This window comes from Citrobacter sp. S55_ASV_140, from assembly GCF_018919505.1.
Taxonomy (GTDB): Bacteria; Pseudomonadota; Gammaproteobacteria; order Enterobacterales; family Enterobacteriaceae; genus Citrobacter; species Citrobacter werkmanii.
Genome location: NZ_JAHLQZ010000141.1, coordinates 1 through 11,165, shown reverse-complemented (window position 1 = coordinate 11,165; position 11,165 = coordinate 1). Strand labels below are relative to the sequence as shown.

Genomic DNA, 11,165 nt, shown 5'->3' with positions numbered 1-11,165 from the left:
CCGACGATCCTAACAAATGGCGCTATTATCTTGATTCCGTTGAGGTGCATTTGCCGCCTTTTTGGGAACAATACATCAATGACGAAAACAGCGTTGAGTTGATTCACACCAATACGTTACCGCTGGTTATTTCGCTAAACGGCCACACCCTGCAGGAATATATGCAGGAAGCGCGTGGCTATGCGTTACAGCATACCGCCTCTACCCAGGCGTCCATTCGCGGTGAAGAAAGCGAACAAATCGAACTGCTGAATATTCGTCAGGAAACCCATGAAGAGTATGCGCTCAGCCGCCCTTCTGGATTACGCGAAGCGTTACTGATCGCCGCATCATTCCTGCTGTTCTTTTTATGTTTAATCATCCCGGATACGTTTGTTCCGTGGGCAGTCGGTGGCGCGGTGCTGTTGCTCGGTGCAGGTCTGTGGGGGCTGTTCGCTCCGCCATCTAAAACCGCCCTGCGAGAAATTCATTGTCTGCGCGGGACGCCGCGTCGCTGGGGTTTGTTTGGCGAGAACGACCAGGAGCAAATTAACAATATTTCTCTGGGTATTATTGATCTGATCTATCCCCCTCACTGGCAGCCTTACATTGCGCAGGATCTTGGTCAGCAAACGGATATCGATATTTATCTCGATCGCCACGTTGTACGCCAGGGGCGTTTTTTATCCCTGCACGACGAGGTTAAAAATTTCCCGTTGCAACACTGGCTACGCAATGCCGTTATCGCTGGCGGTTCGCTGTTAGTGCTGCTGATGCTGCTGTTCTGGATCCCGTTGGATATGCCGATAAAATTCACCCTTTCCTGGATGAAAGGCGCACAGACTATCGAAGCCACCAGCGTGAAACAGCTTGAGAACGCGGGCGTCCGCGTGGGGGACACACTACACCTGAGCGGCACAGGTATGTGTAACATTCATACCCAGGGGAGCTGGAATACACAGCCCGCCACGCCGTTCATGCCTTTTGATTGCACGCAAATTATCTGGAATGACGCGCGCGCGCTACCGCTTCCTGAATCCGATCTGGTGAACAAAGCCACCGCGCTCACTCAGGCCGTAAGCCGCCAGTTGCACCCCAAACCAGATGATGATTCCCGCGTCAGCGCGTCATTACGTTCGGCAATCCAAAAGTCCGGCATGGTGTTACTGGATGATTTTGGTGAAATTGTCCTGAAAACAGCCGATCTGTGCGCAGCCAAAGATGAATGCGTGCGCTTAAAAAATGCGCTGGTTAACCTCGGTAATAGTAAAGACTGGGCCGCCCTGGTGAAACGCGCTAACGCCGGAAAACTGGATGGCGTAAATGTGCTGCTGCGTCCGGTAAGCGCCGAGTCGCTGGATAATCTGGTCAATACCTCTACGGCGCCGTTTATTTCACGCGAGACGGCGCGAGCGGCCCAGGCGCTAAATAGCCCTGCCCCCGGCGGTTTTCTGATTATCAGTGACGAGGGCAGCGATCTGGTCGATCAGCCCTGGCCGTCAACCTCCCTGTATGATTACCCGCCGCAAGAACAGTGGAACGCCTTCCAGCGTCTGGCCCAGATGCTAATGCAAACACCATTTCGCGCGGAGGGGATCGTCACCAATATCTCTACCGACGCCAACGGTACCCAGCACATTGGCCTGCACCGAATCCCGGATCGTTCAGGATTATGGCGCTACCTTGGCACGACGCTGCTGATGCTCTCCATGCTCGGATGCGCTATCTATAACAGCGTTCAGGCATTCAGACGCTACCAGCGCCATCGCTCGCGCATCGCAGAAATTCAAAGCTATTACGAAAGTTGCCTCAACCCAACGCTGATTGACGACCCGGAAAGCCTGATTCGATAACACGCTCGCGCGCCAGGATATGCTACCCTGTCGCGCATCATGTTTTCTTCTGGGGGGGTTCCATGCATATCAATATTGCCTGGCAGGATGTCGACACCGTGTTGTTAGATATGGACGGCACGCTGCTCGATCTGGCATTCGATAACTATTTCTGGCAAAAACTGGTGCCGGAAACCTATGGCGCAAAGCAGGGTATCTCTCCCCAGGAAGCCCAGGACTATATTCGCCAGCAGTATCATGCCGTGCAGCATACGCTAAACTGGTACTGCCTGGATTACTGGAGTGAGCGCCTGGATCTGGATATTTGCGCTATGACAACGGCACAGGGACCACGCGCTGTTTTGCGTGAAGATACCGTACCGTTTCTTGATGCCTTAAAAGCCAGCGGCAAGCGCCGTATTTTGCTCACCAACGCGCATCCGCATAACCTCGCGGTGAAGCTGGAGCATACCGGTCTGGCCTCACACCTTGATTTATTACTTTCCACCCACACATTTGGTTATCCCAAAGAGGATCAGCGGTTATGGCACGCTGTGGCTGAAGAAACGGGAATGAGTGCAGAGAAGACGCTGTTTATTGACGATAGCGAACCCATTCTCGACGCCGCTGCTCTGTTCGGCATTCGTTACTGCCTCGGCGTAACCAATCCCGACTCAGGTATTGCGGAAAAACAGTACGCACGCCATCCGTCATTGAATGACTACCGCCGACTGATCCCCTCACTGATGTGAAGGAGACGCCATGAAAGAAAAGCCCTCTGCTGAAGTCAGGTTGGATAAATGGCTATGGGCTGCGCGCTTTTATAAAACGCGTGCGCTGGCCCGTGAAATGGTTGAAGGCGGTAAGGTGCATTACAACGGCCAGCGCAGTAAGCCGAGCAAAATTGTCGAGCTGAACGCCACCCTCACCCTGCGCCAGGGAAATGACGAGCGGACGGTCATTATCAAGGCCATTACCGAGCAGCGTCGCCCGGCCACGGAAGCCGTTACGCTGTATGAAGAAACCGCGGAAAGCGTAGAAAAACGCGAAAAAATGGCGCTGGCGCGTAAACTTAACGCGTTAACCATGCCGCACCCGGACAGACGACCGGACAAGAAAGAACGCCGCGACCTGTTACGATTTAAACACGGCGACAGCGAGTGACTGTCACCTGCAAGAGAGATGATTATGCCGCAACATGACCAATTACATCGTTATCTGTTTGAAAACTTTGCCGTGCGCGGCGAGCTGGTGACCGTTTCGGAAACCCTGCAACAGATCCTCGAAAACCATACCTACCCGCAGCCGGTTAAAAACGTGCTGGCTGAACTGCTGGTCGCCACCAGCCTGCTTACCGCTACGCTGAAGTTTGCTGGTGATATCACCGTACAGTTGCAGGGCGATGGTCCGCTGAGCCTGGCCGTCATCAACGGCAACAACAATCAGCAGATGCGCGGCGTGGCCCGCATGCAGGGTGATATTCCTGAAGGCGCGGATCTGAAAACGCTGGTAGGCAACGGCTACCTGGTGATTACCATTACGCCGGAAGAAGGCGAGCGTTATCAGGGTGTGGTCGGTCTGGAAGGCGACACGCTGGCCGCCTGTCTGGAAGATTACTTCATGCGTTCTGAACAGCTGCCGACACGGCTGTTTATCCGTACTGGCGACGTCGATGGCAAACCCGCAGCTGGCGGAATGCTGCTGCAGGTGATGCCGGCGCAAAACGCGCAGGCAGATGATTTTGATCACCTGACCGCCCTGACCGAAACCATCAAAACTGAAGAGCTGTTGACGCTGCCAGCCAACGAAGTACTGTGGCGTTTGTACCACGAAGAAGAAGTTACCCTCTACGATCCGCAGGACGTTGAGTTCAAATGCACCTGTTCACGCGAACGCTGCGCAGGCGCACTAAAAACGCTGCCGGACGAAGAAGTGGACAGCATTCTGGCGGAAGAAGGCGAGATCGATATGCACTGCGATTACTGCGGTAGCCACTATCTGTTTAACGCAATGGATATTGCCGAGATCCGCAGCAACGCTTCCCCGGCAGACCCACAGGTCCATTAAGTTTATCAGCCCGGTAGTGTCTTCTGCCGGGCTAACTCCCGCTTACTCAGCGTAATAATGCCTCTTTAGCCGTTCGCCAAGAATCACGATAACACGCCACATTCTGGGCGCTGAATCCAGTGACTGATTCGCTACCGCCTGCCGCAGGCCAATAGATTCCATGCCCCAGCGAGTAGTTTGTGAACGTTCAACACTAACCATGTCGTCATTCAGCATCAACAGAAAGCCTCATATCGCATCAACTTCACAATTTTGAATATTGACTGACCTTTTTCGGGCCATGACGACGGGAAGTGAATCGATATTGTTTATGTATGAGTTACGTATTTTTCTTACGTGAATGCGATTACACTCACAAGATTCCCGCCAAAAACACTCTCTATTAACGTTTTAAGAACATTTTCCACAACAAAAAAGGGTTTCCTGCCATAATATCTGCCTCTTTGTGACAGGAGTCGCAGCGCATTCGGTCGCCCGTGGTTTTTCCGGATGCGTAAATCTATGAGCCTTGTCGCGGTTAGCAATCCCAAAAAAACCTTACTATTCCAGGTAATACATATTGGCTAAGGAGCAGTGAAATGCGTGTGAACAACAGGTTAACCCCGCAAGATCTCAAGGCTTATGGTATCAATGACGTTCAGGATATCGTTTACAATCCCAGCTACGACCTGTTGTATCAGGAAGAACTTGATCCAAATCTGGAAGGTTATGAGCGTGGCGTGTTAACGGATCTGGGCGCCGTTGCTGTTGATACCGGTATCTTTACCGGACGTTCGCCAAAGGATAAGTACATTGTCCGTGACGACACGACGCGTGATACGCTGTGGTGGTCCGACAAAGGTAAGGGTAAGAACGACAACAAACCGCTTTCCCCGGAAACCTGGCAACATCTGAAAGGGTTAGTCACCCAGCAACTTTCCGGCAAGCGCCTGTTTATTATTGATGCTTTCTGTGGCGCAAACGCCGATACCCGTCTTTCCGTGCGCTTCATTACCGAAGTTGCCTGGCAGGCGCATTTTGTCAAAAACATGTTCATCCGCCCAAGCGACGAAGAACTGGTTGATTTTAAACCTGATTTTATCGTGATGAACGGCGCTAAATGCACCAACCCGCAATGGAAAGAGCAGGGTCTGAACTCAGAAAACTTCGTGGCATTCAACCTGACTGAACGTATTCAGTTGATTGGTGGTACCTGGTACGGCGGCGAGATGAAAAAAGGTATGTTCTCCGTCATGAACTACCTGCTGCCGCTGAAGGGCATCGCCTCCATGCACTGCTCGGCAAACGTCGGGGAAAAAGGTGATGTGGCGGTCTTCTTTGGCTTGTCCGGCACCGGTAAAACCACGCTGTCCACCGACCCTAAACGCCGCCTGATCGGCGATGATGAACACGGTTGGGATGATGATGGCGTGTTTAACTTCGAAGGCGGTTGCTACGCTAAGACCATCAAACTGTCTAAAGATGCCGAGCCGGAGATCTACAACGCGATCCGTCGTGACGCGCTGCTGGAAAACGTCACCGTGCGCGAAGATGGTTCTATCGACTTCGACGACGGTTCCAAAACCGAAAACACCCGAGTTTCCTACCCGATTTATCACATCGAGAATATCGTTAAGCCGGTGTCAAAAGCGGGTCATGCCACCAAAGTGATCTTCCTGACCGCTGACGCGTTTGGCGTGCTGCCACCGGTGTCTCGCCTGACGGCAGATCAAACGCAGTACCACTTCCTGTCTGGCTTCACTGCCAAACTGGCCGGTACCGAACGTGGCGTCACTGAACCTACCCCAACCTTCTCTGCCTGCTTTGGCGCAGCATTCCTGACGCTGCACCCAACGCAGTACGCTGAGGTGCTGGTGAAACGTATGCAGGCGGCAGGTGCGCAGGCGTATCTGGTTAACACCGGCTGGAACGGTACTGGTAAGCGTATCTCCATCAAAGATACCCGCGCGATTATCGACGCCATTCTGAACGGTTCACTGGACGACGCAGAAACATTCCGTCTGCCGATGTTCGACCTGGCTATTCCAACCGAACTGCCGGGCGTGGATACTCGCATTCTCGATCCGCGTAATACCTACGCGTCACCGGAGCAGTGGCAGGAAAAAGCCAACGCACTGGCGAAACTGTTTATCGAGAATTTCGAGAAGTACACCGACACCCCAGCAGGTGAAGCGCTGGTTAGCGCCGGGCCGAAGCTGTAATTGACGTTGCCGGAGGGCGGTTTCGCCTTATCCGGCCTACAACAACAAAAAGGGAGGCATTTCGCCTCCCTTTCTTATGCGTCTTTCGTGGTGCCCTGCGCACGAGTGAAGGGAACCGGGAGCCAGGCGCGAATCGACAACCCACCCCGCTCGCTGGTGCCAATTTCCAGCATACCGTTATGGTTATCGATAATACGCTGCACAATCGCCAGCCCCAGGCCCGTACCGCTGGTACTACGCGCGCTGTCGCCGCGGACAAACGGCTGGAACAGATGTTTACGCTGTTCCGGCTTGATGCCCGGACCATCATCTTCCACCTGGAACCAGGCGCGATGCGGCTCCATACCGCTACTGACCTTAATCCAACCGTTACCATAGCGGGCGGCATTCACCACCATATTGGCAACCGCACGCTTGATCGACAGCGGATGCATCTTCACCTGAATGTTGCCCGGCAGCAGCGCAGTCTCAATTTCCCGCTCATAGCCGCTTTCCGCCGCGACCACTTCGCCTAACACCGAGTTCAGATCCGCCATCTCCATCGGCATCTCCTGACCGGTACGCAGGTAATCGATAAACTGCTCGATAATAGCATTACACTCTTCGATGTCCTTATTGATGGACTCTGCGAGATAACCGTCTTCCTCGCCCATCATTTCCGTCGCCAGACGGATACGCGTCAGTGGAGTACGTAGATCGTGACTCACCCCCGCCATCAGCAGCGTACGGTCATCGGCCAGTTGCTTCACGCCTGCCGCCATATGGTTAAAGGCACGGGTAACGGAACGCACCTCAGAAGCGCCATACTCACGCAACGGCGGCGGAATAATACCCTTCCCCACCTGCAACGCCGCATGTTCAAGATCCACCAGCGGTCGGTTCTGAATACGAATAAACAGCCATGCGCCGCCGATGGCCAGCAGCATGATCGCCAACGTATAGCGGAACAGCGGCGAAAAATCACCCTGATGGATCTCAGTCAGCGGCACACGTACCCAGATATTGGGCGACAGCCAGGTTTTCAACCACACGACCGGCGAGCTTTTGTTGACCTCAACGCGGACTTCGGTCGGACCACCCAACTGCTGCGCCATCTGGTGGCTTAAGAATTCATAGTGTTGCGCCCAACGCAGTCCGGCCTCTTCAGCGGCCTCGTTGGAATAGAGGGAAATACCCAACTCACGATAAATTTCCCGGCGGAACGCGGGCGGCACCACCAGTTGGGTGCCGTCCTCCAGTTGCAGTTTATCGGTCATCAGCATACGAACTTCGTAAGCCAGGACCTTATTAAACTGCTGGAGGCTCGGCAAAATCGCGAAGTTCAGCACGACCAGGTAAGTCGTCACCAGGCTGGCAAACAGCAAGGTGACGATGAGCAATAATGTGCGGGCAAACGAACTTCGTGGTGAGAAGCGCATTCGCCTCATGCTTTAGAACCGTCCGGAACAAAAACGTAGCCCAGGCCCCATACGGTCTGGATATAACGCGGATGCGCCGGATCTTCTTCCACCATACGGCGCAGACGAGAAATCTGTACGTCGATGGAACGTTCCATCGCCGAGTATTCACGACCACGAGCCAGGTTCATCAGCTTGTCGCGAGACAGCGGCTCACGCGGGTGGCTTACCAGCGCTTTCAGTACCGCAAATTCCCCGCTGGTGAGCGGCATCGGTTCATCTTCGCGGAACATTTCACGCGTACCGAGGTTCAGTTTGAACTTACCAAAGGCAATAACCGCTTCTTCCTGAGAAGGTGCGCCCGGCAGTTCGTTCGCCTGACGACGCAGTACGGCACGAATACGCGCCAGCAGTTCACGCGGGTTAAACGGTTTCGGAATGTAATCGTCAGCGCCGATTTCCAGCCCTACGATACGATCAACTTCTTCACCCTTCGCGGTCACCATAATGATCGGCATCGGGTTGCTTTGGCTGCGCAGGCGACGGCAAATAGACAGGCCGTCTTCACCCGGCAGCATTAAATCCAGCACCATCAGGTGAAAGGACTCACGGGTCAGCAGACGATCCATCTGCTCAGCGTTTGCGACGCTTCGAACCTGGAAGCCCTGCTCGGTCAGATAACGTTCCAGAAGCGCACGTAAGCGCATGTCGTCATCGACCACCAGAATCTTATAGTTCTCTTGCATTGTTATTACTCCCAAAGGTTCGCAACAATTAAGTGTATATTCTTAAGAAAGCTCACGTGAGTCACCAGCGAATTCTGGTATGAATTCCAGGCTAAATTGTTACAAAGCATATTAAACAGCAGCTTAAGTATACAATGTTTCTCGCAATACATTATTTATTCTGTTGATATGCTCACGTAATACTAATTGTGCGCATCATCACAGAGTTGAAGGTAAAACAATAAGATGAAAACGCCCCTGATAACCCGTGAAGGGTATGAAAAACTCAAACAAGAACTGAATTATCTCTGGCGTGAAGAGCGCCCGGAAGTCACCAAAAAGGTCACCTGGGCCGCAAGTCTGGGCGACCGCAGCGAAAATGCCGACTACCAGTATAATAAAAAGCGCCTGCGCGAAATCGACCGCCGCGTTCGTTATTTGACCAAGTGCATGGAAAATCTGAAAATCGTCGATTACTCCCCGCAACAGGAAGGGAAAGTCTTCTTTGGCGCATGGGTCGAGATTGAAAATGACGATGGCGACATCCGCAAATTCCGCATTGTCGGCTACGATGAGATCTTCGGCCGTAAAGATTACATCTCTATCGATTCGCCAATGGCGCGGGCGCTGCTGAAAAAAGAGGTCGGCGATCTCGCGGTAGTAAACACCCCAGGCGGCGAAGCCAGTTGGTACGTAAACGAGATCGAATACGTGAAGTGAGACCGGAACAATCCGAAGCCCCCGTAGATGACTGGCATTTTTGCCAGTCAATCCGTATAACTATCCCCTGATTTTTTATCCTATAGACGAAGCTATCCATGATGAATGATTCTTTCTGCCGCATTATCGCAGGTGAAATTCAGGCTCGTGCTGAACAGGTAGAAGCTGCCGTTCGCCTGCTTGATGAAGGGAACACCGTGCCGTTTATCGCACGTTATCGTAAGGAAATCACCGGCGGTCTGGACGATACGCAATTGCGTAATCTGGAGACCCGTCTGGGATATCTGCGTGAACTGGAAGACCGCCGTCAGGCGATCCTGAAATCTATCGGCGAGCAAGGCAAACTGACCGACGATCTGGCGAATGCGATCAACGGTACGTTAAGTAAGACCGAACTCGAAGATCTCTATCTGCCGTACAAACCCAAGCGCCGCACCCGTGGGCAAATCGCCATTGAAGCCGGGCTGGAGCCGCTGGCTGACCTGCTGTGGAACGAACCCTCCCACGACCCGGAAACGGAAGCCGCCAAATACCTCAACGCCGAAAACGGCGTGGCGGACACCAAAGCCGCTCTCGACGGCGCGCGCTACATTCTGATGGAGCGTTTCGCAGAAGACGCCGCGCTGCTGGCAAAAGTTCGTGATTACCTGTGGAAAAACGCGCATTTGGTTTCTACCGTGGTCAGCGGTAAAGAAGAGGAAGGGGCGAAGTTCCGTGACTACTTCGACCACCACGAACCGATTTCTACCGTGCCATCCCACCGCGCGCTGGCCATGTTCCGTGGTCGTAACGAAGGCATGTTACAGCTTTCATTGAATGCCGATCCGCAATTCGATGAGCCGCCAAAAGAGAGCCACGGCGAGCAGATTATCCAGGAACATCTGGGACTGCGCCTGAATAACGCACCTGCCGACAGCTGGCGTAAAGGCGTGGTGAGCTGGACGTGGCGCATCAAAGTGCTGATGCACCTTGAAACCGAGCTGATGGGTACCGTGCGCGAACGTGCGGAAGATGAAGCGATTAACGTCTTTGCCCGCAACCTGCATGACCTGCTGATGGCCGCCCCAGCCGGACTGCGCGCCACAATGGGCCTCGATCCGGGTCTGCGTACCGGGGTAAAAGTGGCTGTGGTTGATGGTACCGGCAAACTGGTCGCTACCGATACCATTTACCCGCATACCGGTCAGGCCGCCAAAGCCGCCATCGCCGTTGCGGCGTTGTGTGAAAAATACAACGTTGAGCTGGTGGCGATTGGTAATGGTACGGCGTCGCGCGAAACCGAGCGTTTCTTCCTCGACGTACAGAAACAGTTCCCGCAAGTCACCGCGCAGAAAGTAATCGTCAGCGAAGCCGGCGCGTCAGTGTACTCCGCTTCTGAGCTGGCGGCGCTGGAGTTCCCGGACCTTGATGTTTCGCTGCGTGGGGCGGTGTCGATCGCCCGTCGTCTGCAGGATCCGCTGGCTGAGCTGGTGAAAATCGATCCGAAATCTATCGGCGTGGGCCAGTATCAGCACGACGTAAGCCAGACGCAGCTGGCGCGTAAGCTGGATGCGGTAGTGGAAGACTGCGTAAACGCCGTCGGCGTGGATCTGAACACCGCCTCCGTACCGCTGCTGACCCGCGTGGCGGGCCTGACGCGCATGATGGCGCAGAACATCGTGGCCTGGCGTGACGAGAACGGCCAGTTCCAGAACCGTCAGCAACTGCTCAAAGTCAGCCGTCTGGGCCCTAAAGCCTTTGAACAGTGCGCGGGCTTCTTGCGTATCAATCACGGCGATAATCCGCTGGATGCCTCCACCGTTCACCCGGAAGCCTATCCGATTGTGGAACGCATTCTGGCCGCCACCGAGCAATCGCTGCGCGATCTGATGGGCAACAGCAGCGAACTGCGCAATCTGAAAGCCGCCGATTTTACTGACGAGCGCTTCGGGGTACCGACCGTCACCGACATCATCAAAGAGCTGGAAAAACCGGGTCGCGACCCGCGTCCTGAATTCAAAACCGCACAGTTTGCTGATGGCGTAGAAACCATGAACGATCTGCAACCGGGGATGATTCTGGAAGGGGCCGTCACCAACGTCACCAACTTCGGCGCATTTGTCGATATCGGCGTACACCAGGACGGTCTGGTGCATATCTCTTCACTGTCGAATAAGTTCGTCGAAGATCCCCACACCGTGGTGAAAGCGGGCGATATTGTGAAGGTGAAAGTGCTGGAAGTGGACCTGCAGCGTAAGCGTATCG

The 11,165-nt window shown here is 54.0% G+C and carries 9 protein-coding genes; 7 read left to right on the top strand and 2 right to left on the bottom strand.

What is annotated here, in order from left to right:
* The 5 genes from igaA to pckA form a co-directional block, all read left to right on the top strand.
* A partial coding sequence (gene igaA / locus KQJ18_RS17535; RefSeq protein WP_216422388.1) for an intracellular growth attenuator protein IgaA occupies positions 1-1,832 on the top strand: 1,832 nt, incomplete at its 5' end.
* A gap of 62 nt (positions 1,833-1,894) precedes the next feature.
* Entirely contained in the window at positions 1,895-2,563 is a 669-nt protein-coding gene (gene yrfG / locus KQJ18_RS17530; RefSeq protein WP_038634874.1) for a GMP/IMP nucleotidase, read from the top strand.
* 10 nt (positions 2,564-2,573) lie between these two features.
* Complete coding sequence (hslR, locus tag KQJ18_RS17525) at positions 2,574-2,975, top strand: ribosome-associated heat shock protein Hsp15 (protein WP_003837900.1); 402 nt, start codon at positions 2,574-2,576, stop codon at positions 2,973-2,975.
* A gap of 24 nt (positions 2,976-2,999) precedes the next feature.
* On the top strand, positions 3,000-3,878 hold the full coding sequence (hslO, locus tag KQJ18_RS17520; RefSeq protein ID WP_016157640.1) for an Hsp33 family molecular chaperone HslO: 879 nt from the start codon (positions 3,000-3,002) through the stop codon (positions 3,876-3,878).
* Between the two features lie 578 nt (positions 3,879-4,456).
* On the top strand, positions 4,457-6,079 hold the full coding sequence (gene pckA / locus KQJ18_RS17515; protein ID WP_216422387.1) for a phosphoenolpyruvate carboxykinase (ATP): 1,623 nt from the start codon (positions 4,457-4,459) through the stop codon (positions 6,077-6,079).
* Positions 6,080-6,153: 74 nt separating this feature from the next.
* Here the strand turns inward: pckA and envZ are convergent, their stop codons facing one another.
* Positions 6,154-7,506 (bottom strand): two-component system sensor histidine kinase EnvZ, encoded by a 1,353-nt coding sequence (gene envZ, locus KQJ18_RS17510; RefSeq protein WP_042311918.1) that lies wholly within the window; start codon positions 7,504-7,506, stop codon positions 6,154-6,156.
* Positions 7,503-8,222, bottom strand: a complete 720-nt coding sequence (gene ompR, locus KQJ18_RS17505; protein ID WP_001157751.1) for a two-component system response regulator OmpR — start codon at positions 8,220-8,222, stop codon at positions 7,503-7,505. The genes envZ and ompR overlap by 4 nt, the downstream gene beginning before the upstream one ends.
* 225 nt (positions 8,223-8,447) lie before the next feature.
* Here ompR and greB point away from each other — a divergent pair, with 225 nt between their 5' ends.
* Both greB and KQJ18_RS17495 read left to right on the top strand, forming a co-directional pair.
* Positions 8,448-8,921, top strand: a complete 474-nt coding sequence (gene greB, locus KQJ18_RS17500) for a transcription elongation factor GreB (RefSeq protein ID WP_003023524.1) — start codon at positions 8,448-8,450, stop codon at positions 8,919-8,921.
* A 98-nt stretch (positions 8,922-9,019) separates the two neighbouring features.
* On the top strand, positions 9,020-11,165 hold a 2,146-nt coding region (locus KQJ18_RS17495; RefSeq protein ID WP_216422385.1), incomplete at its 3' end, for a Tex family protein.

Bases quoted from the DNA above. Each gene is read 5' to 3' on its own strand.
- greB (WP_003023524.1), top strand. From the start codon at position 8,448: ATGAAAACGCCCCTGATAACCCGTGAAGGGTATGAAAAACTCAAACAA.
- hslO (WP_016157640.1), top strand. From the start codon at position 3,000: ATGCCGCAACATGACCAATTACATCGTTATCTGTTTGAAAACTTTGCC.
- yrfG (WP_038634874.1), top strand. From the start codon at position 1,895: ATGCATATCAATATTGCCTGGCAGGATGTCGACACCGTGTTGTTAGAT.
- hslR (WP_003837900.1), top strand. From the start codon at position 2,574: ATGAAAGAAAAGCCCTCTGCTGAAGTCAGGTTGGATAAATGGCTATGG.
- pckA (WP_216422387.1), top strand. From the start codon at position 4,457: ATGCGTGTGAACAACAGGTTAACCCCGCAAGATCTCAAGGCTTATGGT.
- ompR (WP_001157751.1), bottom strand. From the start codon at position 8,222: ATGCAAGAGAACTATAAGATTCTGGTGGTCGATGACGACATGCGCTTA.
- envZ (WP_042311918.1), bottom strand. From the start codon at position 7,506: ATGAGGCGAATGCGCTTCTCACCACGAAGTTCGTTTGCCCGCACATTA.